The 24,331-nt window shown below is 65.3% G+C and carries 30 protein-coding genes; 4 read left to right on the top strand and 26 right to left on the bottom strand.

Annotated features, from left to right (window positions below; genetic code table 11):
• Positions 1–122: 122 nt before the first annotated feature.
• Together C7I84_RS29635 and C7I84_RS30530 are read right to left on the bottom strand one after the other, a co-directional pair.
• Positions 123–629, bottom strand: coding sequence for a hypothetical protein (locus C7I84_RS29635; RefSeq protein WP_133170065.1), 507 nt, complete (start codon positions 627–629; stop codon positions 123–125).
• Between the two features lie 1,446 nt (positions 630–2,075).
• Entirely contained in the window at positions 2,076–2,324 is a 249-nt protein-coding gene (locus C7I84_RS30530; RefSeq protein WP_245428325.1) for a hypothetical protein, read from the bottom strand.
• A 499-nt stretch (positions 2,325–2,823) separates the two neighbouring features.
• On the opposite strand from C7I84_RS30530, the gene C7I84_RS06145 reads away from it, so the two are divergent.
• Positions 2,824–3,054, top strand: coding sequence for a hypothetical protein (locus tag C7I84_RS06145; RefSeq protein WP_133170064.1), 231 nt, complete (start codon positions 2,824–2,826; stop codon positions 3,052–3,054).
• Positions 3,055–3,309: 255 nt separating this feature from the next.
• On the opposite strand, the gene C7I84_RS06140 is transcribed toward C7I84_RS06145, so the two are convergent.
• Together C7I84_RS06140 and C7I84_RS30320 are read right to left on the bottom strand one after the other, a co-directional pair.
• Positions 3,310–3,651 (bottom strand): hypothetical protein, encoded by a 342-nt coding sequence (locus tag C7I84_RS06140; RefSeq protein WP_106771266.1) that lies wholly within the window; start codon positions 3,649–3,651, stop codon positions 3,310–3,312.
• Positions 3,652–3,868: 217 nt separating this feature from the next.
• Positions 3,869–4,147 (bottom strand): hypothetical protein, encoded by a 279-nt coding sequence (locus tag C7I84_RS30320; protein ID WP_207770971.1) that lies wholly within the window; start codon positions 4,145–4,147, stop codon positions 3,869–3,871.
• Between the two features lie 511 nt (positions 4,148–4,658).
• Between C7I84_RS30320 and C7I84_RS29630 the strand changes: the two genes are divergently transcribed.
• Positions 4,659–4,883 carry a hypothetical protein gene (locus tag C7I84_RS29630; RefSeq protein WP_133170063.1) on the top strand — a complete coding sequence of 75 codons (225 nt, stop codon included), beginning with the start codon at positions 4,659–4,661 and terminating at the stop codon, positions 4,881–4,883.
• Positions 4,884–4,935: 52 nt separating this feature from the next.
• Here C7I84_RS29630 and C7I84_RS06130 read toward each other — a convergent pair whose 3' ends face one another.
• Both C7I84_RS06130 and C7I84_RS06125 read right to left on the bottom strand, forming a co-directional pair.
• Positions 4,936–5,256, bottom strand: a complete 321-nt coding sequence (locus C7I84_RS06130; RefSeq protein WP_106771265.1) for a hypothetical protein — start codon at positions 5,254–5,256, stop codon at positions 4,936–4,938.
• Positions 5,257–5,294: 38 nt separating this feature from the next.
• Positions 5,295–5,660 (bottom strand): hypothetical protein, encoded by a 366-nt coding sequence (locus C7I84_RS06125; RefSeq protein ID WP_106771264.1) that lies wholly within the window; start codon positions 5,658–5,660, stop codon positions 5,295–5,297.
• 131 nt (positions 5,661–5,791) lie between these two features.
• On the opposite strand from C7I84_RS06125, the gene C7I84_RS06120 reads away from it, so the two are divergent.
• The gene (locus C7I84_RS06120; RefSeq protein ID WP_106771263.1) at positions 5,792–6,022 is read left to right on the top strand and encodes a hypothetical protein; all 231 of its coding nucleotides are present in this window, start codon (positions 5,792–5,794) and stop codon (positions 6,020–6,022) included.
• A 20-nt stretch (positions 6,023–6,042) separates the two neighbouring features.
• Here C7I84_RS06120 and C7I84_RS06115 read toward each other — a convergent pair whose 3' ends face one another.
• The 5 genes from C7I84_RS06115 to C7I84_RS29950 are packed head-to-tail and all read right to left on the bottom strand — an operon-like array spanning position 6,043 to position 13,819.
• Positions 6,043–6,753 (bottom strand): NlpC/P60 family protein, encoded by a 711-nt coding sequence (locus C7I84_RS06115; RefSeq protein WP_106771262.1) that lies wholly within the window; start codon positions 6,751–6,753, stop codon positions 6,043–6,045.
• A 50-nt stretch (positions 6,754–6,803) separates the two neighbouring features.
• Complete coding sequence (locus C7I84_RS06110) at positions 6,804–7,568, bottom strand: hypothetical protein (protein WP_106771261.1); 765 nt, start codon at positions 7,566–7,568, stop codon at positions 6,804–6,806.
• A gap of 31 nt (positions 7,569–7,599) precedes the next feature.
• Positions 7,600–8,418 (bottom strand): hypothetical protein, encoded by an 819-nt coding sequence (locus C7I84_RS06105; RefSeq protein WP_106771260.1) that lies wholly within the window; start codon positions 8,416–8,418, stop codon positions 7,600–7,602.
• 19 nt (positions 8,419–8,437) lie between these two features.
• On the bottom strand, positions 8,438–12,508 hold the full coding sequence (locus C7I84_RS06100) for an FAD-dependent oxidoreductase (RefSeq protein WP_106771259.1): 4,071 nt from the start codon (positions 12,506–12,508) through the stop codon (positions 8,438–8,440).
• A gap of 33 nt (positions 12,509–12,541) precedes the next feature.
• A complete protein-coding gene (locus tag C7I84_RS29950) occupies positions 12,542–13,819 on the bottom strand; it encodes a phage tail protein (RefSeq protein WP_165816000.1) in 1,278 nt (425 codons plus the stop codon).
• 64 nt (positions 13,820–13,883) lie between these two features.
• On the opposite strand from C7I84_RS29950, the gene C7I84_RS29945 reads away from it, so the two are divergent.
• Complete coding sequence (locus tag C7I84_RS29945; protein WP_165815999.1) at positions 13,884–14,402, top strand: hypothetical protein; 519 nt, start codon at positions 13,884–13,886, stop codon at positions 14,400–14,402.
• 212 nt (positions 14,403–14,614) lie between these two features.
• On the opposite strand, the gene C7I84_RS06090 is transcribed toward C7I84_RS29945, so the two are convergent.
• The 15 genes from C7I84_RS06090 to C7I84_RS06025 all read right to left on the bottom strand — a co-directional run bounded on the left by C7I84_RS06090 (position 14,615) and on the right by C7I84_RS06025 (position 24,238).
• Positions 14,615–15,028: a DUF6950 family protein gene (locus tag C7I84_RS06090; protein WP_106771258.1), complete on the bottom strand. Its 414-nt coding sequence runs from the start codon at positions 15,026–15,028 to the stop codon at positions 14,615–14,617.
• Positions 15,010–15,579 (bottom strand): hypothetical protein, encoded by a 570-nt coding sequence (locus C7I84_RS06085; protein ID WP_106771257.1) that lies wholly within the window; start codon positions 15,577–15,579, stop codon positions 15,010–15,012. The genes C7I84_RS06090 and C7I84_RS06085 overlap by 19 nt, the downstream gene beginning before the upstream one ends.
• Before the next feature lies 1 nt (position 15,580).
• Positions 15,581–16,282: a hypothetical protein gene (locus C7I84_RS06080; protein WP_106771256.1), complete on the bottom strand. Its 702-nt coding sequence runs from the start codon at positions 16,280–16,282 to the stop codon at positions 15,581–15,583.
• Positions 16,282–18,876 (bottom strand): tape measure protein, encoded by a 2,595-nt coding sequence (locus C7I84_RS06075; protein WP_106771255.1) that lies wholly within the window; start codon positions 18,874–18,876, stop codon positions 16,282–16,284. The genes C7I84_RS06080 and C7I84_RS06075 overlap by 1 nt, the downstream gene beginning before the upstream one ends.
• On the bottom strand, positions 18,866–19,024 hold the full coding sequence (locus C7I84_RS29940; protein WP_165815998.1) for a hypothetical protein: 159 nt from the start codon (positions 19,022–19,024) through the stop codon (positions 18,866–18,868). Before C7I84_RS29940 ends, C7I84_RS06075 begins: the two co-directional genes overlap by 11 nt.
• The gene (locus C7I84_RS06070) at positions 19,024–19,425 is read right to left on the bottom strand and encodes a gene transfer agent family protein (protein ID WP_165815997.1); all 402 of its coding nucleotides are present in this window, start codon (positions 19,423–19,425) and stop codon (positions 19,024–19,026) included. Before C7I84_RS06070 ends, C7I84_RS29940 begins: the two co-directional genes overlap by 1 nt.
• The gene (locus tag C7I84_RS06065; RefSeq protein WP_106771254.1) at positions 19,422–19,877 is read right to left on the bottom strand and encodes a phage tail tube protein; all 456 of its coding nucleotides are present in this window, start codon (positions 19,875–19,877) and stop codon (positions 19,422–19,424) included. Before C7I84_RS06065 ends, C7I84_RS06070 begins: the two co-directional genes overlap by 4 nt.
• 27 nt (positions 19,878–19,904) lie before the next feature.
• Entirely contained in the window at positions 19,905–20,306 is a 402-nt protein-coding gene (locus tag C7I84_RS06060) for a DUF3168 domain-containing protein (protein WP_106771253.1), read from the bottom strand.
• On the bottom strand, positions 20,303–20,719 hold the full coding sequence (locus C7I84_RS06055; protein ID WP_165815996.1) for an HK97-gp10 family putative phage morphogenesis protein: 417 nt from the start codon (positions 20,717–20,719) through the stop codon (positions 20,303–20,305). The genes C7I84_RS06060 and C7I84_RS06055 overlap by 4 nt, the downstream gene beginning before the upstream one ends.
• Positions 20,716–21,063 carry a phage head completion protein gene (locus C7I84_RS06050; protein WP_106771251.1) on the bottom strand — a complete coding sequence of 116 codons (348 nt, stop codon included), beginning with the start codon at positions 21,061–21,063 and terminating at the stop codon, positions 20,716–20,718. Before C7I84_RS06050 ends, C7I84_RS06055 begins: the two co-directional genes overlap by 4 nt.
• Positions 21,044–21,235 (bottom strand): hypothetical protein, encoded by a 192-nt coding sequence (locus C7I84_RS06045; protein ID WP_106771250.1) that lies wholly within the window; start codon positions 21,233–21,235, stop codon positions 21,044–21,046. The genes C7I84_RS06050 and C7I84_RS06045 overlap by 20 nt, the downstream gene beginning before the upstream one ends.
• Positions 21,235–21,840: a head-tail connector protein gene (locus C7I84_RS06040; protein ID WP_165815995.1), complete on the bottom strand. Its 606-nt coding sequence runs from the start codon at positions 21,838–21,840 to the stop codon at positions 21,235–21,237. The genes C7I84_RS06045 and C7I84_RS06040 overlap by 1 nt, the downstream gene beginning before the upstream one ends.
• A gap of 4 nt (positions 21,841–21,844) precedes the next feature.
• On the bottom strand, positions 21,845–22,387 hold the full coding sequence (locus C7I84_RS06035; protein WP_106771248.1) for a hypothetical protein: 543 nt from the start codon (positions 22,385–22,387) through the stop codon (positions 21,845–21,847).
• A gap of 52 nt (positions 22,388–22,439) precedes the next feature.
• Entirely contained in the window at positions 22,440–22,862 is a 423-nt protein-coding gene (locus C7I84_RS06030; RefSeq protein ID WP_106771247.1) for a hypothetical protein, read from the bottom strand.
• Between the two features lie 77 nt (positions 22,863–22,939).
• On the bottom strand, positions 22,940–24,238 hold the full coding sequence (locus C7I84_RS06025) for a phage major capsid protein (RefSeq protein WP_106771246.1): 1,299 nt from the start codon (positions 24,236–24,238) through the stop codon (positions 22,940–22,942).
• Positions 24,239–24,331 lie beyond the last annotated feature (93 nt).

Below are 24,331 nucleotides of genomic sequence, written 5' to 3'. Positions count from 1 at the left end.
CCGACTTCATCCCCTCTCCATCCGCTCGAAAAACCGAACGGATGGTCGCAGAACGAACCAATGAGGGGGGTCAATTTTGGACGCCGATAACCCCGCCTAGGGGGTCAACTTTGCACGCCGGTTCACACCCGAGCGATGTGGTTTACGTCAACGTCTCTGCCTTTCCACACGCGACGGAAAATCTTTCTGTTTCCCAAAGAGAGGTCCAGCTCCGCAGCAGAAACATTCAGCTCGAATGCCCGCCTTCGGATGGAATTCAGCAAAGGATCGCTCACCGGTTTAGGTGGGCGCTTTGCAATATTAATGCGCTTATAGAGCAATCGGTTGGCCACCTGTGCCACCGTAAGGCCAACCGCTGCGGCGATCTCCCGACGTGTTGCCGCTGCGGCTGCCATAGTTCTTAGGGTCTTGTCTTGCGCACACGTCCAAATATGCTGCTCTTTGTCAGGGACAAGCCCGCATCTCTTCGCCATATAGCGGATGGCTCTCTCGGTGCGATGTGGCAGCAAAGCCTTTATCTTATCAACATCGGGCCATGTTTTCCTAAGGACTTCGCCTTCTCCGAAGGTCCAGGTGTCTGAGCGACGAACAATCCTGGCGCGCTGAATGCTCCCGATATTGCCATGCATGTTAACCTCCTCGCTGCTATGCCGAACGTGACGCAGCGATAAGAGATTCTAAGCGGCCATTGATCGACCCGCCTCAGAAGAACACACACAATATCCGCTGAATATACGCGATCCGGCGTGATTTAGACGGATTACTCAGTTTGCGACATTGGGCGGTCGGCCCTGATGCGACCTGGCCCGGCCATGGACCGATCCACGCACTACCGATCTGTCCATCCGATCATTATCTGGGTGTCACATCGATCCGGCACGCTTGCCTGGTCGTTGAGACGAAAGACATGGAAGAATCGCCAATCCTGATTGCCGCGCTCGTTGTCGGCGTTCTGCTTTCCGCTGCGGGCGGCGGGCTCGCCTTTTATGAGGTCGTCACCGGCGTCCGTTTGCTGGTGTGGTGAGTGCAGCGGCAACCCAGCTACGTCGCCCGCGCTGCCTTCGTTGCAGCGGCGAAGGACGCTCGGATGAGCTATCTTGCCGAGGCAAAGAACGGGCAAGCTTGATGACTTCGTCTGCCGGCAGGCGGTATTGCGCCGAGACAACTGCGTTTATCAACACGCCAAGGCTGTGATTCGCCGCTGCACTACTTCTGGTATAATCGGTCTTTTTTGCTTCGGAATTGAATGGCAGTTCAGTCAAGATTTTCTTCCCTGCTACCGCCCAATTGAAGGTTTGCACCTAAATATGAACTAGGTGGAAACATTCACAGCTGATTTTTAATTATGAATGGGACGCCAAGGGATGCAGAAGTAACCACGCGTTAACAATGTTTGCTGCATACTCTTTGGGCGCGGAAGAGTTCTGCGTTCCACGTTAAGCAGCAATGCCGAGGCCCATCGCTCCCCCCGCTCCCCCTTGCGATGGGCCTCAAGCTCCCTGTTGGGGAAGTGCATAGGCTAGGCGTGCTTATCCCGCCTTCTCGTCCCGCCACAGTTGGCTGCGCATTCGGCTCACAGACTGCGGCGGCTGAATCATCCGGTCCCTTGTGAAGGCACCATTCCGCTGTAAGATGGCGGGAAACATTCAGGGGCATGTGAAGTTCGGCGACGGCATGGATATCGTTTTCAGCGAAGCCCGCGAGCTGCGCGCTCTGCTTGTCGCGCAGAGAGAATGCATGATTCGCTTGCGGGATGAGTTGGCGGCACTGAGATTGCAGGTACAAGCAGATCGCACCACCAGAGCCGCCATTTACGCCGCACGGAGCCTTGAAGTAGAACCGTGCGGCTCCATGCCGAGCGCGGCGAGAAGATCGTGAAAACAGGAACGTGAACGCGAGCGCCGTTGGGAGGTGGCGGGCCATCTTGCCTTAGATCAGCCGATTGCGATCTTTTGTCTCGGTCGCGCGACGCCGCGTCCCGGCAGTGTCGTTGACTATGCGACGCTTGGCCTCTCGGCCCAGTTTGCTTCGTCGAGGAGCGCCGCCCTCGTCTTCCCATCGTTCAAGCGACGACTTCAACTGGAGCGCCGCTGGTGATTTCGGCACGTCAAAATCAATAGCTTGCCCAGCTGCCAGCGCTTCGCTGGCGATGGCGTCGACCAGGTCAGAATCAGATATTTCAAGATCCGGGATACGCGTCTAATGGCGTTGAGGGCTTCCGAAACAGCAAAGGGGCGAACGTCTCCTTGCCGCTCGTTTCTCAAGAAATTGCTGATCGCCGCCCGTACGTCGGGCGAGATTCTGTGCGCGGGATCGGCACTCATGGGATATCCTCCCTGCACCCGTTTTGACTATGAAGGGAACGACGCTGATGCTCCGATGTTCCCCTCGACCGGCGCGAACTCGCCCCCCAGGACTGCAATCGCGCCGGTCGTGCTTTGTCAAAAGGTTTCCCGAATTCTCCTGCTTGCGACTTTGATCGCAGTCACACCAGCGGCGGCTGAAGAAGCCATTGGATGCGCCTCGCTTCAGCGCGGCAAAGGCGTTCTCGGTCGCTGGGGCGGTGCATGGCGTCCAGCATAGCCCCCGCGCGGGCGGCACTGTGCATTTGGCCCTCCCTTTCCGGGCAGTTGTTCAGAAGGATTGACCATGACAACCACAGGCGACGCCCGCCGCGTTGAGGGAGGGCGCGACGGGCTTACTCGACCCTATGGGGCACACAATTTAGGGCCTAGGTCTGTAGAACCGACCAAGAGCGCAAATGTTCCTCCTGATTGTCGACCCAGCTTGGGAACCAGTCGAGGACTCCGAGGTTCGGTGGACATGGCAAACGCGAGCACAGTGCCAGAACCGACCCCCAAGCAGATGCTTGCCGCCTGCGAAGCGGAGGCTGAGCGCCTGCGCGACTGCATTGTGGACATGGAGGCGGGACGGTTTGATTTCGAGGAGCGCGGAGTGATGTTCCCCGATATCGAAGCTTACATCCGAGAGGCACGTACACGTCTCGAACGCCTGGAAAGATACATGGATGGATTGAAGAGTGCGGCGCATTAGGCCGCATAGACGGGAGATATGGCGGTGGGAGGTGCGCTTGTCTAAACCAGCCGATCATCGGGCCGAGCACGGGCGACTACCCAAGATCGGAAAGAGGCAACGCGCGTATGCCTTCAAGTGTCCCACATGCGGTCAACTCTACGACGTGAGACGCATTCGTCAAGTGCTCTACCACGAGCAGCCGCAGCACGCTCCTATGAGCCGCGGGGAATTGTTCTCAGAGGACGCTGCCGTTCCTGGTCGTCCTGGTGAGGCTTAATGCCAGCGACGATGGCGGTGATCGGAACTCTGCCCGACTGCCAAACCGATCATAAAACCCACGGCAGTGAAGAGAAGCGCGGTTGTAGAGTAGGTAACGGGATTCTCCTGAACTGCCCCTGAAACCTCTTGGGCGCGCGACTTGAGCGCTGAGGCGGCACGACCGGCCCGATCTGTAGCGTTTTCGACCCAGCCCGACGATTGCTCGGCCGCTTGTTCAGCGCGGGCAGCGAGCGTTCGCTTCATCGAGGTGATCTCGCGTCGCAATTGAGCGACCTGCTTTTCAAGGGCTTCCTTTGACTCAGTCTGTGTCATCCGTTGGGGATCGTCGGCGGCCATTGATGCCTCCATTGGTGAGATCACTGGAACGGCGACGGATTGGAGATGGTTCCCGCCGAGGAAATATGTTCAAGGGTTCGTACGCGTCGAGCAGACTCGCGAGCCGATCGCCCGTCATGGCAACGACCGCGAGGCGCTGATGCGCGAGGCGTCGAAGCTGAGTCGAACGGCATGAAGACCGTGACGGCCGCCACGAGGCGGACAAAACGCGGTCGGATCAGGGCGTGATGACATCTTTTGCTTTCCGCCGCCTGGAAACTGACTGCCACAGATCGCCTTCAGCAGTTATGCCATACTGGAAGACGCGGACGACCTCCGCAGCCAACGCCTCCCGCTCATCTCTGTCCTTCTGAGCCAGTCGGCGCTCTTCGCACAACTGGTTGAAGACCTTCTGGATGATCGCAAGATCGGTCGGATTGAATACGCCAAAATATCTGGTGAAAGGCATGACGCTTTTCTCCCTAGGGTTGGGCGAAAGCGTGATGAACTCTTCCAAGCGTCCGTTTGCCGTATCGGGTGCGGACGACTTGATAACTGTACCCCTATCCTGACCCCTTTGCTATACAAAAAAGACGCATGGGACAGCAGGCGTGGGCGGGGGGGAACCTCCTGTCAGGATATTCGCGGTTCCAGAGAGGCCCGTCACAAATTGGCGGGTCTTCCTGTTAGGGAGAACCAACAGTGGAAGCCGGTTGCCGTCGTCCTACCGCAGGCACAGGCGGCAAGCGTCAGGGGCCGACAATTCTTCGACCAGTATGCCGTGACGACGGAGCGATGGCAGCGGCCGCGATGCCGGTAACCCCGGAGCGCGGCGGGCTCTTTGCCCGACCGTCTGCGGCGACCGGATGTGTTCCCAGTTCCGCAAGCGTCGTCCAGCCTTCACATTCATCAAATAGGCTAAACCTATTCAGGCCTCCCAAGGCGGTCGGCTGAGACTCTCGTGCTTAGCCGACCATCATTTCGCAGATCGCCCCCTAGTTTGGACCTCGCAAAAAACTGGATGCAGCATGTGGATTAAACTGAGCGGCGTCAACCGGCCTGAGGTCTATGTGCAAGCAGAAAAGATGACCCATTTTGTTAGCAGGCCTTCTGGAGGGACGATTCTGTACTTCGAGGCTTCCGATATCGACGCCAAAGGTCTGGGGCGACCACGGACGCTCCACGTTCAAGAAGAACCGGCTGAAGTGGCTGCCAAGATGTCTGACGCGCGGCCCCCGAAGCGAAAGCAATGACTTTCAGTTTTGACCTTTAGGGCCGACCGAGGTACGCGCCACCCAGCCGGCTTCACCTGTCAGCTTGCGGCTTTAGTCGCCGGACCACCAGCTCCAAGAGGATATCGGCAATCCACATGGCGCACACGCCGATGAGGAAAGCAGCCGCATGTGCGCTGGCGACATCGTCGGGCGGCAGCGGCAGACCAACCGACTTGATGTAGTGCAGCGTCGGCACGGTCAGATAGCCGGCCGCCAGCGCGCCGCAGATCGGCGAGGCGACCATCTCGCGAAACTTGAACCGTCGGTGCGACAGCGCGCGCAGCACGCCGCCGGCCAATCCTGCGGCCAGGATCGATCCTTTGATGCCGAGCGCGTCGAGCAAATCTTGCATGGTTTCTTACCCAAGCCAGGCCAGAAAGAGGATGGGCGTCATGCGCCCAGCGGCTTCTTCTGGAACCAGCGGCCATAGAGCGTGATCAGCGCCCCGATCACCGGGCCGGCCGCCGGTGCGAACTCCGCCGGCGTCGGAATGGTGCCGTCGAGAAAGTCGTAGCCCAGCGCATAGCCGCCGGTGATCAGGGTGATCGCCGCGCCGATCGTGACGGTCGACTGGTACCACGGCTCCTGGTTGGTCTGGTTGACGACGACGGCGGAGACTTCCCTGGTCACCTTGTCGGCGATCTCTCCGGCCTCCGCCCAATCCAGCGGCGGCGCCATCTTGCTCACGGCCTGCTTGGCTGCCTCGGCAATCGCCGGCCTGAGTGTGGCTGCAATGGCGTCGATCTTCGTTATCATGGGTATGCTCCTCTGGGTTGAAAGAACAGGCGCGGCGAGGCCCGGCGAGACGCACGTGTCGCACTGGGGTCACATCGACTTGCCAAGAGGTTCCCGGCGCGGCGGGCACGCATCGAGGAAGGGTTTACGGAATGTGGATCAGGCTGAATTCCTACAAGGAGAACAACCCGCTGCTCGTCTCGGGCGAGCTGGTGACGCATATCGCTGCGCGCCTAGGGGGCGGATCGACCCTCTACTTCGCCTTGGCTACAACGGACGGCAAGAAGGGCGAGACCAAGCAGAGGGCGCTGGCGGTGCGGGAATCGATCGACGAGATCGCCAGACAGATCAACGGCGCCACCCCCAATATCCGGGCTGCCTGACATCTGGCGAACGCCGTCATTCAGGCTTCGTTGGTGGAGATGGTCGCGTCCAGCTCGCGGCGCGGCAGTGCCTCGGTAGGCAGCGGATAGGTGGCCGGCCAGCGCAGCGGGCCGGAGAGCCGGTTCTTGGCGATCTTGGTGATAGTGATGGCATTCGACTGGTTGCCGCCGAGCACATGGAAATAGCTCGCGTCGTGGCCCACGATCATGCCGATGTGGCCACCGCCCGGCCGAACGAATGGCGCAATCGCGCCAAGCCCTACGATGTCGATCGGCCGGCCGAACGCCTTCCAGTTGAGCGCCCAGTAAGGGTTGCCGGGCAGCGGCTCGTCCGGCAGCGTGACTGCGATCACCGTCTCAATGAAGTCGCCGCACCACGGCAGCTTGGCCGGGTCGCCCAGCGTGTTGCCGTCGCTCTTCAGCCAGTCGCGCAGTGTCTTGTTGTTGGTCTTTTCGTGCAGACCGATCTTGCGCCGCGCCAGCGCCACCCAGGGCGGCACTATCTCGTCAGCCGACACGCCCGGCTCTGGCGCCGCCTCGCCGCTCAGTCCGAGCGCCGCCAGCGTGATCGGCCCGATCGTGCCTGGCCATTTGACATGCAGCTTGCGATCCGCCTGAAACTTGCGGATTGCCGCGATCGTCATGCGCCCGAGGATCCCGTCGGCGCCGCTTCTGCCAAGGTCGTACCCGCGCGCCAAGAGCGCGAGCTGGATGTCCAGCACGGTGGCCATGTCGGTTCTCCTGAAAGCTTCCGGCTATCCGCCGAATTGATCCTATGCGGCTAGATCGTGATGCTGCGCCGTCCGAAATAGGACTTGAGCTGCTGGTAGACCTTCATGATGTCAGCCAGCTCCTTGGCCTTGTTGGCGATGACCACGGCCGCGCCGTCGCACGAGCCGTAGCGCTGCGTGCCGTTGTAGGACGAGCCGATGCGCCATGTCCGCCCGCTTGGCGCCAGCGCAAGTGCCGAGGCGTCGATGTCCTGGGTGCCGGCGAGCAGATCATAGACCGCCGTGCCGACGCCGGTTTTGGCGGTGAAGGCATAGGCGCGGAAGGCGCTGACATCCTCCTGGTTGAGGTTGCTGATCACCTCCGTCGGCGTCCCGGAATTGTCGAAATATGCCCGGCCGCCGATGCGCCCCTTCGGGGCGCCGGCGCCATCAACCGAATGGGCCGTCCAGCCGAGATGCGCGCCGGTGATGCCGCCCGACGACAGCAGCGTGGAGACGATCGTCGGGAACTGTTCGGCCCCGCTCATGTCGTTGCTGGTGCGGGCGACGGCGATCAGCGTGAACTCGTCGCCGTCCGGATGCGGCGTGTTGAGATATTTCGGCGAGTCGGTGACGCTCTTGAAGCCGAGCCAGTGCGCTCCGACCGTCGGCGCGCCCGTCACGGTTGCCGGCGCGTCGATGTTGGCGTGGTTGACGACGGACTCGTTGAGGCTGCCGCCGGGATAGTGCCAGGCGACGATATCGCCGATCGGCATCATCATGCCAAGCCCGGCGCTCTTGCCGTTGGCGCCCCTGATCCTGCGGACGACTGTCATTGCGGGTGCTCCTGTTTGGCGGCGGCGGACGTTACGGCGCCGGGATGGTGATGCCGGCGAGCGAGCCGAAATACGCCTCGATCTCGTGCAGCGCCGCGGCCTCGGCGTTCAGGTCGCGCCGAACGACCGCATGCGCCGCGACGCGTCCGAGGAAGCCGGCCATCGGCGCGTTCTGGCCGCTGGCGAAGAGGCGCATTTCGCGCAGATTGAGGGCGGCCATCGGCGCCTGGATGTCGGTGTTGGTGGCGATCTGCGCGCCGTCCACACGCAACCGGGCGACATTCTGCGCGCCCGTCGTGAACAGCACCGTCAGCACGTGCCACTGGTTGTCGCGATAGGTGTTGGCGTCGGGCACGGTGACGCGCTGGTTGTAGCCGCGCGTCATGTAGATCAGGTCGTCCTCGAGCAGATTGTGGCCCGTCGCAAGACCTTCGAACGACGCTTCGGTCGTGCTGGTCATCAGGTAGTCGGCCCGATTGCCCCAGATCACGCCGGTTGCCGTGCCCGGCTGATAGGCCAGGGTGACGACGGCATGGCTGGTCTGCGGCAGGATGGCAACGCCGGGCGGCGTCACCAGCGATTTGGTCTCGTCGGTGGATGCCAGATAGGGGATGGCACCATCGGTAAATGTCGGCCATGAACTGCCGCCGCGATTGAGCGGGACATCGCCCACCCGCGGCAGCCACTGGAATTCCTCGGTGCCGGCGCCGACGAACGCACCGTCGAAAGCTCGCCAGTAGTTGGCGTTTTCGCCCATCGCCTCGACAGCGTCGATCTCGGCTCCGAGGATGGCGACGGGGGCGAGCGGGGCGTTGAAGGTGCCGACGCGGCGGCGGATCGTATCGACCATTTCCGGTTTCCTTGCAGGGTTAGACGGCGGGAAGGATGGAGCCGCGCGACAGCAGCGCGGCGCGGACGTCGGCATAGGGAACGTCCTGGACGGCGGCGCGTCCGGCATTGATGGCAAGCGCGGCGATGCAGCCCGCCGCCTCGCCCATCATGCCGCCCGAGGGCTCCATGCGCAGGCTCTTCCACACATTGTGGGTGACGGCGACAGGCCAGGCGCAGATGAGGTTCTTCACCTCGCTGCGCCTCGGCAGCATGACGCGCATCGGGATGGCGTAGTTGGCCGTCGCGATGCCGCTCTCGTAGCCTTCCGAGATCAGCGTGACGTTGGAGCCGTCGCCTTCCGCATCGAGCCCGAAATAGTTGCAGGGCTTGGTGTCGAGCCCATAGGAGAAGATGCCGATCGGGTCGTCGGGCGCGGCCGGATCGTCATGCGGCACCATCACGTCGGCCTTGGTCATCGGGTCGTCGATGACCAGGCGGATCGTCTGACGCTCATAGATCATCTGCGGCAGGCCGTCATACCAGGGCGAGTCCGCCCATTCGCGGGGATCCCAGCCGAAGGCATTCACGGCCGCCTGCAAGCCGGGGATCATGGTCTCGACGGCCGGGTCGGTGGCGAAGAAGTGGAAGAAGTCCACATGCTTGGCCATCTGCTTCTTGTGCAGGGCACGCCGTTCGCTCCACCGGCCCGCCGCGTAATTGTAGAGGTGCGGCAAGGTGTGGGTGCCGATCAGCCCGGCATTGGTGTTGTAGAGCTGGGCGCCGCCGCCCTCGACCTTGGGCAGGTTGGCGCCGTCCTGCAGCGCGATGATGGTGCCGATCGTCGCTGTTCCCTCCGCGACGGCATCCGCCAGCGCCGGGATAAAGTGGATGCGGTCGTATTCGTCGGACTTATAGACCGAGAACGGGATGCGGTCGGCGGCGTCGGTGATCTCGGAGCGCACGTTGAAGGCCATCTGCGCGGCCTGCGCCGTGCCGTTCGCCGGCAGGCCGGACGTATCGGCGATGTGCTGGATGTCGTTATAGGCGTAGGCTTCCTCCGGGACGTCGCCCAGCCCCATGGCTGTCGCGGCGGCGAGCAGGTCGAGCCCTGGCTGATAGTTCGCCCCCGGCAGGTTGAAACCGGCCAGCGGCTCGTCGGCGCTCGACGCCTCGCGCGTCGAGGTCCACGATGCACCCGAGGCGCGCAGCAGGTCGCCGGTATAGGAGGCGTCGATCGCGATCTTGCAGTGGACCGGCCCCTCGCGCGTGGCGACGCCGGCGATGCGCCTGTCCTGGATGATCAGCGACTGCCAGCGGTCGACGATCGGGCTGTCGAGGATGACGCGATCGGCATAGTCCTTACCCCAGCGGTTGCAGACCGCCTGGGCGACGCGCTGCTGATACTGGCGCGGCGAGCCGGTGCCGCCGTAATAGCCGTTGATCTCGTGCAGCATCGCCTGGGCATAGCCGCCTGTGATCGCGAGATAGCCAAAGGTGGTGGAGCCGCCGCCGGTGCCGGTGTCGACGATGGAAATGCCGCCGCTCATCATGCCGCCCAGCCGGTCCTCCGGCACGACGATGACGACGGACAAGCCGAAATCCTTGGCGCGCCGGGCAGCGCAGAGCGCGGCCGCGCCCGAGCCGTAGATCAGCACGTCGTAGCGCGGCGCACCGTCCGGCACGAAGATGCCGCCGCCTTCGTAGCGCACCCAGCGGCGGCCGTTGCCGTCGACGAAGGCACGCTCGCCGCCGTCCTCGCCGATATCGTAGCTGGTGACGCGCGATGCCGCGGCGGCCCCTGGAAACCGGACTTCATCGTCGGCGGGCTGGATCAGGAGATCGTCTTCGGTCGGCACCGGCCCGAGCGCGCCGCCCCGGCCGAGCACATAGCGGCGGCCGTCGCTGGCACGCAGCAACTCGGCGATGCGACCGCTCGCCGGATCGATCGTGACTTCCGCCGCGTCGCCCTCGAAGCCGGGGACCTCGAGGCGTTCGACATAGGTCGGCAGGTCCTCTTCGGTCGGCACGGCGCCGAGTTCGCCATTGCGGCCGATGACCACGGTGCGCCCGTCAGCCTCGCGAATGCCGCCGGCGACGCGATCCGTGGGGCCGGTCCAGACCTCGGCCATAGGTCCGACGCCGGGAATGATCGCGTTGGCGACATTGTTGATGAGGCCCTGCCGGTCGGTGACCTCGTCCCCGAGGTCAGAGGCGACGGCGGCGAGCTCGGCGGAACCTACCTTGGCGTCAAGGGCACTCTGGAGACCGTCCACCTGGCCGATCGCGCGGGAGATCACCTCCACGAACATGCTGCCACCCGGCTGCGCGTCGTTGGCGTCGCCGACATGGGTGAGGTCGGGATTCCACAGCGGGAACGGCCCGTCGCTCTTGTAGTCGGGCCAGTCGGGGAAATATGGCTGCAGGTCGATGAAGGGCAGACCGTGCTGGCGACAGTATCCCGCCATCGCCTTGGCGTAGAGCGGCATCGGATTGACGAGATAGCGATCCGGATCGAAATTCTCCGGCGGCATCACCACCAAAATGTCGGCAACCGGCTGCGCCGCGCGAAGGCGGGTCAGCAGCGTCGTCATAGACGCGAGATACTGCGCCGCCGACTGGCCGGTGTTCTGGTCGTTGGTGCCGAGCATGACGATGATCAGGTCGAGCCCGTGCAGCCCCAGCGCCTGCGTGAAGTTGGCGCCGTTGGCCTGCGACCATTCCAGCGCCGACGAGCCGTTGACGCCCCATTTGGACACGCGCGCGCCGGTCGCCGCCGATTCGAGCAGCGCGCCTTGCAGACGCGAGGTGCCCGACACATGCTCGACGTCGCAGGTCCATGCGCCCGAGGTCGGCATGCCGTTCGGCAGGTTGACGCTCTTCGGCCCGCCCGTCGCGTCGAGCGCGACGGTGTGCCAGGAGCCGGCGTTGTAGCGATAGCGGATAGATGCCGCCGCTTGAGCGTCGTACATCAAAGCGACGCGCGAGAGCTGCGGCGATGCCGGCCCGCCGAAGCTGACGACCGATCCGGCCGTGCTGGTCTGGATGGAGCCGAGATCGGGGCCGTTGCCGGTCAGGAAATTGGCCGTCCAGCCGCCGGAGCTCTGAGGTTGCGAGACGGTATAGGGATTGGTCGGATCGCCGCGCCGGACATTACCGTGCGACAGCGTCGCGTTCCAGGTAAAGCCCGTCCAGCCGCCGCCGGCATCGCCATAGGTGGCGATGAGATGCTGCGCCAGCGCCCGTGCGTAGCGACCCTCCCCATCGGTGAAGCTGTCGCCGATGATGGCGACGCGCAGCTGCTCGGGCCGCCCGCGCCTGATCATCCCGGTGAGCAGGCGCGTCCGGTCCAGCTTTTCGAGGTTCAGCGTCGAGGCGGGCAACACACCTTCCGCCGGCTCGGAGACGGAGGGTATGCCTTCGAGGATGTAGCCGTCCTCGTCGACGACGACTTCGGCATAGCCGGGCACGTCGGCGACGAACCGCTCTTCGCCGGGCAGCTCGATATCCCCGGATGAGTAGCGGCGGAAGACGATGAAACCATCCTCGTCGACCACTGCCTCGCCATCGCCGTCGTCGACCATGTCGATGAGGGCCGAGCGGTCCTCGACTTCCTGGTCGATGGCGTCGGCATTGGCCAGGTCGCCGGCCAGGCGTGCCGCCTCCTCGGCCTCGAGCGCGATAACGTCGGCCTTGGCCTCGAGGGCGGTGACATCCGCCTTGGCATCGAGCGCCGCCGGCAGTCCCTCGATGTTCTCGATCGCCGCCGCGAAATAGTCGCCGATGCGCTTCCACCCGGCCGGCGCCGTCGACCATCGGAAGGAGCCGGAGTTGGGTACCGTACCGCCTACGACCGGATCGGTGTGCGTGCCGAGATCGGTCGGCTTCACATAGCCCGGCTGCCCCTCGCGTGTCCCTTCGATGTCTTCTAGGCCGCCGTCCCACACTTCCATGACGACCTCGCCGGCCGCGGCGGCCTCGATCGCCTCGTCAAGCGCCGGGCCGATCGGGATGATGTCGTCCTTCTTCGGGTCGTGAGGCCCAGACGATGGCACACCCGGCGTCTCGTATTTGCGCCATGCATGGCCGATCAGGTCGGTGAACTGGCCCATTCTCTGTCGCTCCGGGGATGGAAAAAATTCAGGTCAGGTGACGGTGACCGCGCCGGTCGCCGCGCTCGTCGTGCTTTCGACGCCCGAGCCGTTGCGCGACCGCAGCCAATAATAGTAGGTGCCCGGCGCCAGCGCGGTGTCGGTCCAGGTATCGGAATTGGAGGCCGGGCCGTATTCGGTGTGCACCAGCGTCGCCGTGCCCTCGTTGTTCACTGTGTTGCGGCGGATATTCACCGCCACGAAGTTCGGGCTGTTCGGCGAGGTCCAGGAGATCGGCGATTCGCCGACGCCGCCGGGCGCCGTCACGCCGCTCACCGGCCCCGGCGCCGTGGTGTCGGCGACGGCCGTGAGCACGATATAGGCCGTCCACTCGCCCGGCGTCCCCGCCGACCAGTGGCGCCCGCGGAAGCGGTATTGCACCCCGTCGGCGAGATAGCCGGTGCGCTTCTCCGTCTCTTCCTCGCTCGCCATCACGCTCTGCGTCGGGCCGCCGGCGACCGGCTGCCACTCGACTTCCGTGGTGAGCGATTCCGAGGCCGGCGGGTTCCAGCTAGCCAGCGCGAAGGCAGCCTGTTGCCCGCCGCTGACCGCCTCGCGCTGGATCACCACGTCGAACATCGCCGGCAGCGGAATGCCCTCATGCTCGATCTCGGGGATGATCGGCGGCGGATTGCCTTCATCGGTCGCGGCATTGAAGGCAAACAGCGTCGGCGGCACCACCATGCCCTCGACCTCGTAGGTCAGGTTGACAAGCGACAGTTTCGGCCGGCCGATGATCTCGATCACCGCCTCGTCGAGCCGTGGCGGGTAATGCACGCGGATGAAGCGGCGGTAGGGTACCTTCTTTGCCGGCTCGTAATGCGACACCAGCCGCACCCGCGGCGCGTTGGCCCGCTTGAAGGCCAATGTCTGCAAGCGCTGCATGTGGTTGTGCCGCTGCACCGCGACATTCTCCACCGTGCGGGTGCGCTCGGTGTCGTCCTCCGGCACGTAGGGGTCGCCGACGATCGCCGCGTCGGAGGTGTTGAAGGTCGCGGCCTGGTTGTTGTAGCGCCCGCGCACCGCGAGCACTGTCGAGGCGGCCCGCCGGTTGACGTCGAAATTGACGCTGATCAGGTCGTCGGCCGTCAGCCGCACGTCCGGTTCGACGAACTCGCCGGCATGCACGCCGATCTTGCCCTCGGCCGTCTCGTAGATCACCAGTTCGGCCGCCTGGTCCATGATGCGGCCGACCGTCGGCGGGTCGTCGCTGGCGCGAAACCAGAAGCCGCCGTGATAGCGCGGCTCCTCCTCGCCCGCCCGGTTGGTCACCAGGGAATCGCAGACATCGGCGGCGTGGTTCCAGTCCGGCCAGTGCAGGTCGTCGAGCGCAAGCTTGAAGCCGACCGGATGGGTGATATGCCAGGCGCATCAGCGCCAGGTTTTCCGAATATTCCCAGCTGTTGTGGTCGGCCGGATCGTGCGCCGGCTGGCGCCCGTCATAGAGCGGCGCGCCCTCGATCTCCTCGGTCAGCACGGGCATGCCGTTGGGAAAGCGCTTCTGCTGCTTTTCTACCCCGGCCGAATGGGCGATCATCAGCGTCGTCGCCATGCCGTCGCCGCGATGATTGTTGGTCCAGATGGTCGGCAACGCTGCCACCATCTCGGCATAGGCGGTCTCGGCATCGAGCCCGAGCCGCGAGCGGATGATGACGCGCTCGTCGAAATGCCCGGGATCGGTCACCGCCCCGGTGACCGGATCGAGCGTCGCCACCGCGTCGTGCAGGTGGTATTTGACGTGCCGGTTGATGCGGTGCCCGGCGATAGCGAAGACGTGGTAGGCGGCGTCGCCCTTCTCCTCCAGCGCCAGATAATCGGCCGCCTTCTTGGCGCGCCCCAGCACGAAGGCCGGTGAGGGCACCGGCTGGCGCAGGCTGAACTTGCCGTCCTCCGGCTTAGGCACTTCCGGTTCCTGGGCAAGCGCGGAATTGAGGCCGTAGAGCCCGGCCGCCGTGGCGAGATAGCCGAGCCCCGTCGCCGTCGCCGAGATGGCAGCCGGCCCGAGGAAGAACACCGGGCTGTTGACCACGAAGGGCAGCACCAGCGCGGCGATGAACTGCGGCATCGTCAGAAATCCCAGATCGCCAGCGGCGCGGCGGTGAAGGCGACGAAACCTTCGTCCATGCGCACCTTCCATTTGCCTTCGTGGCGGATGGCGCCCCATTGCCGGGTTGCCTCCGTCGCACTGCCGATCACTGCCACGCAGCCCTCACTGGGCATCTCCGCCCGCCGCCAGCCGACGCGCACCAGGCGCTGGCCGAACGGCACCAGCCCGCCGGCCGCCGCCATCACCGCATGGCATTGCGGCTCGTCGGCATAGCTGCCGCGCAGGTCGACCGCAGGATCCTCGCTGCCCAGCGCGATCGACCAGTCGGCCAGCGCCATGCAGCAGTCGACATGGCTCCAGGCCCACGGCTTTGCGCCATACGCCTCGATCCAGTGGTCGAGCTGGCGCCCCTGAATCAGCGGAACCGCGGCCATCCGATCGTCTTGTCCTGCAGCTTCGGTACCCGCTCGGCGATACGATCCGGCGGCGCCGACGGGTTGAGCGTCGCCGAGCGTGCCTTCTGATCGGCGTCGGAGATCACCCGCCCCGACGTGACGGCCCTCAGGTCGAAGCGGCCGACGCATTCGATCATCACCGTCGAGCTCACCGTCTCGCCGGTCACGCTGTCGTCGAAGATGATGTCGTCGACCTTGCCGGTGAACCGCGCCTCAGGCATCCCGACCGGGTCGTCATCTTCGTTGCAGTCCTGGATCAGCACCTGCACCGTCGAGCCGATCACGTCGCCGGCCTCATGGTCCTGCCAGGCGAGGTCGGCGATCTCGGGCGGGATACCGGAGACGCCCATGAAGAGGCGGTTGGCCTCGCCGTTCAGCGCAGCCTCGATCGTGTCCAGCCCCTCGGTGATGGTAATGCCTTTCCAGATGTCGCCGGCAAGGTCGAGATAGGGTCCTGAGCCGTCCCACAGCCGCATGGTCTTCGACGGGAAGTCGAAGCGGAACAGCAGGCGTATCGACTTGACAGTCATGTCACGCCGCCGCCAGGTCGTTCCAATGGTCGACCGCCTCTACGAAGACGACGGAGGCTTCGGTGAAGCCGCGCTTGCCCTGCGGCAGGTCCATGCCGCGGTCCTCCGCCAGCCGTACCAGGCAGGTCGGCTGGTCGCATTCCAGCGACGCGCCGGCGGGAATCGTGGCCCGGACCGACGGGAACAGCGGCACCGTCCACAGATCGCCCTCGACCTCGATTGCCGGGCCGGTCTCGTAGAGCGCGTGGTTGTAGGAGAAGCGGATGCCGGAAAGGTCGTCGGCCGCCATCAGGCGGCGCAGCGTCACCACGCTGGAGCCGATCGCGGCATGCTCCGCCATCTCGATGTCGATCGCGCCCTGGCTGTAGGTGGTGCCGTCGGAGAACGGCGTGCCGTCGTCATGCACGGTCCTGACCCGAGGCTCGAACCGGCCCGACGCGTAGGGCGCGGTGTCCCAGCTCTTCGCCGGCACCACGATCAGCCCGGCGCGGCCGTTGAGCCCGGTGCGCAGCGCGTTCCAGGCGCGCGCCGAGCCTGTGCCGTGCCGCACCACGATGCCGGTGAGCTCGATCGACCAGAATCCCTTGTCGGTGCGTGTCGCCCGCTCGATGCCGTTGAGCGAACGCCCGCCGCCGCGCGTGAACGGCACGGGATTGGCGTGCGTCTCCTTCGGGTTGAGCGCGCAGGTCGGCCAGTAGAGCATCAGAGCCTATAGTCCGAATTGCCGCGTTCGTTGCGGTATTTGGCGATCGCCGCCGGCGCCGAGGCGTTGGCGCGCTGCACCGCGACATTGACGATGGTGCCCGACCGGCTGACGATGCGCTGGTCGGCGATCTCGGCCATGCGGCCGCTGTCGTCGCGCAGCATCACCGTCACCGTATCGTTGCTGCCGCCGCTTCGGCCATGCCGGGCGACCGGCATGGAAAGTTCCACCGGGATGCGCCGGCCGTCCGGCAGCGGCACCGCCGCTTCCGGCCCGGCCTCGCCGAAGATGGCGGCCGAGCGCGACACCCCGCCGCGGGCGAATCGCGGCAGCGGCAGCGGCCGGCCATGCGCGGCGATGCCGCCCTTGGCGAAGCCGAACACCGAGCGGATCAGGCTGAGCAGCCCACCGCCCGCCCCGCCGGGGAAGCTGAAGCCCGGCATGCTGATCATCTGCTGCACGATCTGCATGACGATCTGCAAAAGCTCCTCGCCCTCGATCTTGCCGTCGGCCAGCGCCGTGGCGAGGCCGTTCAGCGCGGTTTGGGCGACCTGGCCGAGCCGCTCGTAGGCCTGCCCCTGTTGCTGGACCGCCGCCGTTGCCGCCTCCGTTTCCGCTTTCGCGGCGCTGCTCTGCTGGCCGATGTGCCGGAGCGCCTCCGTCGGCACCTGGAATGCGTCTGTGGCACGCCGTGCCACCACCTCGGAGGCGTTGACCCAATCCTCCTGGACCTTGTTCGACGCGTTGCCGGACAGCATCTGCAATTGCAGGATGCCCTCCTGAAACCGCACCAGGCCGGTAGCCAGGCCGACATGTCCACCAACCTGCCCGGCGCCGAGCCCGCGATCCTGGACAAGCACGTCGCCGCGCTGAATCTGGGACGGGTCGATCTTCACCCCCCAGTTCAGGAAATCGGTGGCGACGTCGCTGCCGCTGCCACTGATGCCGACTTGCGCAAGCGCACTGTTGACGAACGCCGCGCACCACGCGGTCGTGGCCGCATTCAGGTCGATGCCGCCGCGCTTCAGGAAGGCGTTGATGTCACCGGCATTGGCCGTCTCGCTCTTGCCGAGCAGCAGGGCTGCGGCATCGACGGCCGTAGCGGACTGTGCCGCAATGGCCGCGGTAAGACGGTCGGCAGCCTGCTCGGCAAGGCGGGTTGCGGCGCTTTCGGCGGGCGTCTGGCCGGAACTTGTTGCGCTGCCTCCACCGCCGATCGGGTAGTCGGCCAGTGTGATCGGTTTGACGCCTCCCGATGCCGCCGCGTCCGGCGTCGCCGCCTCGCCGCCGACCGTCGAATAGGTGGAACGCTGCAGAAGCCGCTGGTTCTCGCCGATCTGTTCGATAAGGCGCAGTTCCTCGCGCAGCTTGTCGATCTGCTTCTGGATTTCGTCCGTGAACGGCTTGGCGGCATTGGGCATGTCGGCCAGCTGCCGCTGCAACTCGCCGATGCGGTTCCTGATCTGCTCGGGCGAGCGACCAAGCGTGGTCGAGCGGTACGGCTCTGCGCCGAGGGACCTGCCGATCTGGTCGAGGCCGGAAACCTCGCCTATCTCGGCACCAAGCCCGACGATTGCGTCCGTGACCTTGTTGACGGCTCCGACGAACGCGGCAAGCGGCCCCGTAGCCGTGTTCGTGGCGATCGTTCCCACTTCGTTGATCGCGTTGACCAGCGTCGTGGAGAGGAACTCCGCCAGCTTGCTGCTGGCGCCGGTCGCCGTGTCGAAGCGGCCGGCGAGATCGACCAGGACGTTCTGGAGACGGATGAACGCCTGGCTGATGGTGGTCTCGGAGGTCTTGACCCGCTCCTCGAGTTGACCCGCACCCGCAAGGAAGGCTCGGAAGAACGCCTCCGACGAGACCTTGCCGTCGAGCACGAGTTGACGAAGTGTCGATATGCTGCCGCCGGCTTCCCGCAGGCCGGCCGCCACGGTCTGGATGATCGCCGGGGCGCCTTCCAGCACGCTGTTGAACTCCTCCGCCCTCACGACCCCGCCGCCGAGCGCCTGGCTCAACTGGAGAAGCGCGCCGCTTGCCGACTGAGCGTTGGTGCCGCTGACCCGCAGCGCCAGGGACACCTTGTCGGTGAAGTTCAGAAGGTCTTGCTGGCTGGCCCCGATGGTCTTCTGCGCCTGTGCCAGCCGGCCATAGAGCGTCGTGAGCGACTCGATCGGCGCGGCGTTGCGCTGCGCCGACTGGAAAAGCTGGTCGTAGACCTGCTTCAGGTTGTCGCCTTCGAGCCCCGTGACCTTGAGGGAGTTGCGAATACGCGCCGACGTGTCGAGAAGCTGCTGCGCCGCCTGGATGGATAGGCCGGCGCCGAGCGCTCCCGCGAAGCCGCGTGCAAAGCCGCCGAGGCTGCTTGTGGTCAAGTCGCTTTCGCGCCGCATCTCGCGGAGCTTGGCATTGACCCTTTCCATCCCCGGCAGTCCGCGCGAGCCCACGCGCGCCAGCGTGCTTTCGGCGCGGGTACCGGCGGTCTCGATAGCCTTGAAGGACCGCTGGGCTTCGCCCCTGGACTTGGCCAGGGCCTTGTCCAGCGAAGCAAATCGCGCCTCAAAGATCGCCAGGAGCCGCTCGGCTTCAATTGCCATATTGGGGGCTCCGCGCTCGCCCTACCGCCGCATCGAACTCGGCACCGCTCGGTGGTTTCGGCTTGTTGTCGCCATGCGCCCTGTTCCAGCCGCGCACCATGGCCAGGTACTGCCCCAGCGACAGTGAGCCGACGTCGTGGATGCCCATCACGATGGCGTTTCCGTAGATGGCGCCGAAGTCGAGCCTTCTGACTTCGGCGCCGTCTGTTCCCCCGCGTCGTTCGTCTCCGTTGTGTGGACGCGATGCAGGGCGGCCAGCAGGATAGCTTCGGCGAGCGCTACGCTCTCGTGCAGCGGCCTGTCGTCGACATAGCGTGTCACCAGAAGCCGCGCATCGACCGGCTTCATGCCTCCACCGACCAGACCAAGCCGGATCGTCTCTGAATAGTGCTTCAGACGAGCAGAGGGTGTCGTGGCGTTCATGTTCGCGAAGAGCAGGAACACCGACATGTCGCATGCGGCCTCCAGCTCCTCGATCTCGGCCAGGCCGAGCCGGAACGTGTGCGTCCCGCCGCCCCAGTCGAGCTCGATCGCCCCGTGCCGGGTCACGGCGTCGCATCCGTCCAGGTGATCGTCCCGTCGTTCATCAGCGTGACCGACACGTCCGCATGCTCCTTGCGGGTGCCGGACACCTGGAACTCGGTCAGGTGGAAGGCGCCCTGCCAATAGCCGCCGCCATCCGCCGCCGGCACGTTGATGCGCACGCGCACGTTCTTGGTCGCGTCGCCCGCGTACCAGGTCCACCAGTTCTCCAGCGAGGTCGTGTGCACCTTGCCGGCGCCGGTGATGGTCGCCGACAGCCCGTCCTTGTTGCGCTGGAACCAGCCCGGCAGTTCCGGCGATTCGCAGTCCGGCACCACCGTGTCGTTGGTGGTCGAGGTGAACTGGATGCCGCGCTCGGTATTGATGAGGCAGTCATGGGCAAAGCCTTCGGTCGGCGTGGCCCCGTCGCCGATCTGCACGAGCAGCTGCTCGCCGTTCATGACCTTGATGGCAGCCATGATGTTCTCCTGGGAATGAGAGGCTGGTCAAGCCGGGGTGAGGAGATGGCGCACGCTGACCACGGCGTGCTCGGTGATTCCGTCGGGATCGCGCATGCTGCGCAGCACATCGAGCTGCGCCACCGCGACTGTGAAGCCGGCGACGGCGAGGCCGTTCGTCACCAGCCGCTCGACGACCGCTGCCGCGATGGCTTTTGCTTCCAGCTTCGACTTCGCCGGCGGCCGCGACCACACATGGATGTCGGAGAAGGCCTCCCAGCCGTCGCCGCAGCTCGTGCCGTCGTCGCCCACCTGCTCATCGCCGATGGTGATGTAGGGGAACACGAGCCGCTTCTTCTCCGGCGGGTTGTCGTAGACCCTGCCCTCGCACAGCGCCGGCGCGGCCGTCAGGGCGTCGTAGATCGCCCGCTGCAGCGCGTCGCCGATCACTTGCCGAGCGCCTTCTTCGCGCCGTTGCGCATCGCCCTTGCCATCCGCGCCCGTACTCGTTTGCGGGCAAGCCTGTAGGCAGGGAAGAAGTACGGGTTGGCGCTCATCTCCTGGGTGCCGAACTCCTGGAAGCGCGCGTAGAACGCCTTGCCGCCGCCGGCGAACAGCGTGACGGCAAGCCCTGCCTCCGCCTTTACGGTCCGCGCGGCGCTACTCAGCGCGCCCTTGGGCGCCTCGCCGAAGCTGTAGCCGATCGACGCCCGCAGAGCCCCGCTTTCCACCGGCGCGAAGCGGCGCATCAGGTCGGTGGTCTCCTCGGCGGACTGCTCCAGCGCCTTGCGGATTTCCGTGCGCAGCGCCTGCGGCAGCGCGTCGATCTGCGCCAGAAACTTCTGCTTGCCGGCGATCTTCATGTGGCGACGCCCTTTTCGGCGGTGAGCCGCACCCATGCCGGGTCCGACGCGGTGTCGACGAAGCGGATGTTGAAGACGTCGGCCGGCCGGCGCGCGTCGACCATCCGCCAGTCGGTGGTGATCTGCCGCGATTGCGAGGAGGACCGCACCGTCACGTCGACGACGTGCCGGCCCTCCAGCCTGGCGGCCGTAACCGCCTCGTCGCCGCGCGGCCGGAAGAACCCGGCCCACACGGTGAACTGCGGCGCAAAGCCGTCGACCACGCCGCCGCCGCCGTCGCTGGCCGGCGCCACCGGCGCCTCGAAGGTGACGCGCTGGTCGAGCCTACCCGCGCCGGGCGCCATCGCGCTCCCCCTTCCGCGGCGCCGCCGTTCGAACCGCCCGGCCGAGCCGCAGCGCCTGCTCGGCGCACTCGCGCGTCACATTGGCGACCGTGCCCACCTTGTAGGCGAGCGTGAACAGCCCCTTGCGCGCCGCCGGCGAGAAGTCGTGGTCGGCCGTGAACCGCACCCACATCACAGGCTCCAGATGCGCAGGGTGGACAACAGCGCCTCGGCACTGGCGACGGGCGGCAGCGCGTTCACGGCAACGCCGGCAACCATCTCCTCGCGATTTTCGTACCAGGCGCCGACATAAAGCAGGATCGCCACAATGGCCTTCTCCGGCACGGTGCGCACCGGCGGTTCGCCATCGGTGTCGGGATATCCCGCCACGTACCGGATCCTGACCGACCCATGGTCGCGGCGCGCCACCGGCCATGAACCGTTATAGACCGGCGCCACCATATAGTCGTCGACGATCCGCCACTTGTCGGTGGCGAGCGTCGTTTCTGCGCCGTCCTGGTCGAGATATTTAACCGACGTCACCTCGACGATCGGCCGGAACGGCAGCGCGATCAGATTGCCCCGGCACTGCTCATGGAAGGAAACCATGCTCAGTTCCAGCGTCTGCACGCCGAGCGAACGGCCGAGCCAGCCGGTCGGCGGGCTGACATGCTGCGTCGCCGCCGCCACCAGCCGGGCGATCAGAGCATCGTCGTCGGTATGGTCGACGCGCAGATGCATCTTGGCTTCCGCCAAGGTGATCACCGGCTCCGGCGGCGTGATGACGGCGACGTGCATTGGCCTACCTCGCAGCCCGCGCGGCGCGGATCGCGGCGACGATGTCATCCTTTTTGGACGCATCGCCCAGTTCGATCTCCTCGACCTTCGCCAGGTCCTGCAGGTCCTTGATCGTGAGATTGTCGAGATCGGCCGCCTGCTTTTCCGCATTGACGGCGGCGGCGATTTCCTCCGGCGTGCTTCGCGACGCGTAGCCTTTCGGCGGATACTGCGAGGCCGGATAGCCGGCCGCGACATATTCCGCCACGGTGGGGCCATCCTGCTTTAGATCGCCGGTCCGTTTCGCCTTTGCGGCGGCGGCTTCGCGTTGGCGCTTGGCCTCTTCGGCGGCCTCTGTCCGGGCGCGCTCTTCCAGTGCCGCTTCCGCATCGGATTTCGGCCCGGCAACCGCTTTCAGCGCTTCCTCCGGCAGGCAGCCGGCGGCGATCAGCCGTTTGGCCTGCTCCAGATTGGGTGCCGGGCTGAACTCATCGCCGCGTGTGAAGCGCTTCCCGCTGCGCACATCGACGCACGCGGAAAGCACGGTCAGAGCCTTGTTCATGATCATGATCTCCAGTGGGGAAGGCCGGCATTCGCGCCGGCTGGGTCAGAAGCCCCCGTCAAGCGCCGGCTGGCCAGTAGCGGGAGCCGGACAAGACGGCGAGCGCGGTGACGAATATGTTGCCGGCGTCGTTACCGCTCGGCGTAATCGTCAGGCGCACGTAGTTCTTCGGCCCGACATAGCCGATCTTGCGGGTTTCATTGTCGTCGTCGGCCGCCGTGAAGCCTGCGGCCGCCTCTGTGCCGGTGAGCTGGCTGTCGGGTACCGCGGCGGCGTCCGACAGGTTGGCTGCGTCGCCATGCTCGACCAGCACCGCGAATGTGGCGTTGGCATCGGTGTTGGCGCCGATGTTGATGGCGAAGCACATCTTGTCGAAACCGGACAGGTCGATGATCTGCGACACGATGGCGGTGTTGTCGGTGCGCGCCGCCTGCGGGCTGATCGCGCGGCGGAAGGTGAGATGATTTGCGAGGTCGCGCATGGCGATCTCCTTTCATGACAGAGGTTGCGACGAAGGGGGATCGGGCCGGTCCGAAACCGGCCCGCATGCGCGGCCGATCAGGCCGGGATGTCGAGGCCGACGAAGGGCGAAACCTCGTAGCCGTTCTCTTCCTTGATCGGCGCGTGCATCCAGGGCGCGCCGTCGACGTTCCAGAAGATCTTGATCACGGTCTTGTTCGAGGTGAACTTGACGTGCTCGGAGGCGGCGACGAACGGGCCGGAGCCGTCCTTGATCAGGTAGTACTTCCAGTCGGCCAGAAGCACGTCGCCCTTGGTACCAAGCGCCGGCGCCCGGTTGTTCCAGCGCACGGGATAGCCGAGCAGGTTGCCCGCGAAGCCTTCGCGCGCGTTGGCCTGCCAGATGTAGTGCCCCTCCGGGTCGACCATCTGGGCGATCTGCGGCAGCACCGACTGCGACATCGACCACACCGGCGTACCGCCGCGCATCAGCAGGACGGCGACCATCTTCACCAGGTCGACATAGCTGACCTGGTTGGCAACGGCGCGGTTGATGTATTTGGTCGCGCCGGCATTCAGCGCGCCGAGCGGTTGGGTGACGCCATTGCCGCGAAGGAAGGCATAGTCTTCCGCCGCGTTGACGCCCTCGCGCATCAGCCCCTCGATGAAAGTGCTGGACGCCGCCCAATTGCGCAGCAGCTTGTCCGTAACCGTCACGAAACCTGCGATCTCGTGCGGGGTGAGAGTGACGCCCCTCAGATCGGCGTCGGTTTCGGGCTTGTCGCCGCCCTCCTCGATCCACGAGAAGGTCATGCCACCGAACATGTTGGCGGGATTGGCACCGCTCTGGTCGAGTGCCGGCATGGTGATCGACGCATCGGGAGGAGAGCCTGCCGGGATAACCTGGGCGCGCGGGCGCACCAAGGCATCCTGCGGCTGGACCCGCAGGATTGTCGAGCGGAACTGCGTCGGCACCATGAAGCCACCGGACGTGTCGTTGTCCATGCGGAATTCGGCGCGGACATCGCCAGTGGCCGGGTCGATCGCGGCGGGATTGTGCTCCACGAATTCGAGGCGCTGGTCGCTCGGGCGGAAGCGCACGGCGTGCATGAACTCGCCGAGGGTCTCGAACTCGCGCGCCGCTTCCGGCCCGCCCTGCCGCTGGATATTCGCCTGGCGCGACACCGCCGGAACGATGGCGTTCAGCGCGGCTTCATCGCCCTCGACCGCCTCCAGGCGTTCGATCCGCTTGTCGAGGTCTTCCTTGGAAGCCTTCGCCGCGTCGAATGCAGTCTGCTCCTCCGCCGAGAGATCGCGATCCTCGGCCTCGGCCTTTTCGATGATTCCGCGCATCTCGGCGACGAGCTTTGCGCGCTTCTCTCGGAGCTGCTTCAGCATGGGTTTCTCCTGTGTTGCTGAATGCCGGATAGGACTTCGCATCGCCCCGGCCGGCACCAGGAGCGCGATTTTCGAGCCGTGAATTCGGAATGG

The organism is Kumtagia ephedrae, from assembly GCF_003012745.1.
Lineage (GTDB): Bacteria > Pseudomonadota > Alphaproteobacteria > Rhizobiales > Rhizobiaceae > Kumtagia > Kumtagia ephedrae.
The sequence above is the reverse complement of the archived record's forward strand: the minus strand, read 5'-3'. Positions and strand labels throughout refer to the sequence as shown.

Excerpts from the sequence above, each read along its gene's own strand:
- C7I84_RS06030 (WP_106771247.1), bottom strand. The coding sequence starts at position 22,862 with ATGCGCGACCTCGCAAATCATCTCACCTTCCGCCGCGCGATCAGCCCG.
- C7I84_RS06110 (WP_106771261.1), bottom strand. The coding sequence starts at position 7,568 with ATGACAGTCGTCCGCAGGATCAGGGGCGCCAACGGCAAGAGCGCCGGG.
- C7I84_RS29940 (WP_165815998.1), bottom strand. The coding sequence starts at position 19,024 with ATGGGCATCCACGACGTCGGCTCACTGTCGCTGGGGCAGTACCTGGCC.
- C7I84_RS06025 (WP_106771246.1), bottom strand. The coding sequence starts at position 24,238 with ATGCTGAAGCAGCTCCGAGAGAAGCGCGCAAAGCTCGTCGCCGAGATG.
- C7I84_RS06130 (WP_106771265.1), bottom strand. The coding sequence starts at position 5,256 with ATGCAAGATTTGCTCGACGCGCTCGGCATCAAAGGATCGATCCTGGCC.
- C7I84_RS06085 (WP_106771257.1), bottom strand. The coding sequence starts at position 15,579 with ATGACTGTCAAGTCGATACGCCTGCTGTTCCGCTTCGACTTCCCGTCG.
- C7I84_RS29630 (WP_133170063.1), top strand. The coding sequence starts at position 4,659 with ATGTGGATTAAACTGAGCGGCGTCAACCGGCCTGAGGTCTATGTGCAA.
- C7I84_RS06120 (WP_106771263.1), top strand. The coding sequence starts at position 5,792 with ATGTGGATCAGGCTGAATTCCTACAAGGAGAACAACCCGCTGCTCGTC.
- C7I84_RS06140 (WP_106771266.1), bottom strand. The coding sequence starts at position 3,651 with ATGGCCGCCGACGATCCCCAACGGATGACACAGACTGAGTCAAAGGAA.
- C7I84_RS06065 (WP_106771254.1), bottom strand. The coding sequence starts at position 19,877 with ATGGCTGCCATCAAGGTCATGAACGGCGAGCAGCTGCTCGTGCAGATC.
- C7I84_RS06055 (WP_165815996.1), bottom strand. The coding sequence starts at position 20,719 with ATGAAGATCGCCGGCAAGCAGAAGTTTCTGGCGCAGATCGACGCGCTG.
- C7I84_RS06105 (WP_106771260.1), bottom strand. The coding sequence starts at position 8,418 with ATGGTCGATACGATCCGCCGCCGCGTCGGCACCTTCAACGCCCCGCTC.
- C7I84_RS06115 (WP_106771262.1), bottom strand. The coding sequence starts at position 6,753 with ATGGCCACCGTGCTGGACATCCAGCTCGCGCTCTTGGCGCGCGGGTAC.
- C7I84_RS06125 (WP_106771264.1), bottom strand. The coding sequence starts at position 5,660 with ATGATAACGAAGATCGACGCCATTGCAGCCACACTCAGGCCGGCGATT.
- C7I84_RS06035 (WP_106771248.1), bottom strand. The coding sequence starts at position 22,387 with ATGATCATGAACAAGGCTCTGACCGTGCTTTCCGCGTGCGTCGATGTG.
- C7I84_RS06080 (WP_106771256.1), bottom strand. The coding sequence starts at position 16,282 with ATGCTCTACTGGCCGACCTGCGCGCTCAACCCGAAGGAGACGCACGCC.
- C7I84_RS06145 (WP_133170064.1), top strand. The coding sequence starts at position 2,824 with ATGGCAAACGCGAGCACAGTGCCAGAACCGACCCCCAAGCAGATGCTT.
- C7I84_RS06100 (WP_106771259.1), bottom strand. The coding sequence starts at position 12,508 with ATGGGCCAGTTCACCGACCTGATCGGCCATGCATGGCGCAAATACGAG.
- C7I84_RS06040 (WP_165815995.1), bottom strand. The coding sequence starts at position 21,840 with ATGCACGTCGCCGTCATCACGCCGCCGGAGCCGGTGATCACCTTGGCG.
- C7I84_RS06090 (WP_106771258.1), bottom strand. The coding sequence starts at position 15,028 with ATGGCCGCGGTTCCGCTGATTCAGGGGCGCCAGCTCGACCACTGGATC.
- C7I84_RS29635 (WP_133170065.1), bottom strand. The coding sequence starts at position 629 with ATGCATGGCAATATCGGGAGCATTCAGCGCGCCAGGATTGTTCGTCGC.
- C7I84_RS30530 (WP_245428325.1), bottom strand. The coding sequence starts at position 2,324 with ATGAGTGCCGATCCCGCGCACAGAATCTCGCCCGACGTACGGGCGGCG.
- C7I84_RS06075 (WP_106771255.1), bottom strand. The coding sequence starts at position 18,876 with ATGGCAATTGAAGCCGAGCGGCTCCTGGCGATCTTTGAGGCGCGATTT.
- C7I84_RS06050 (WP_106771251.1), bottom strand. The coding sequence starts at position 21,063 with ATGGCGCCCGGCGCGGGTAGGCTCGACCAGCGCGTCACCTTCGAGGCG.
- C7I84_RS06045 (WP_106771250.1), bottom strand. The coding sequence starts at position 21,235 with ATGTGGGTGCGGTTCACGGCCGACCACGACTTCTCGCCGGCGGCGCGC.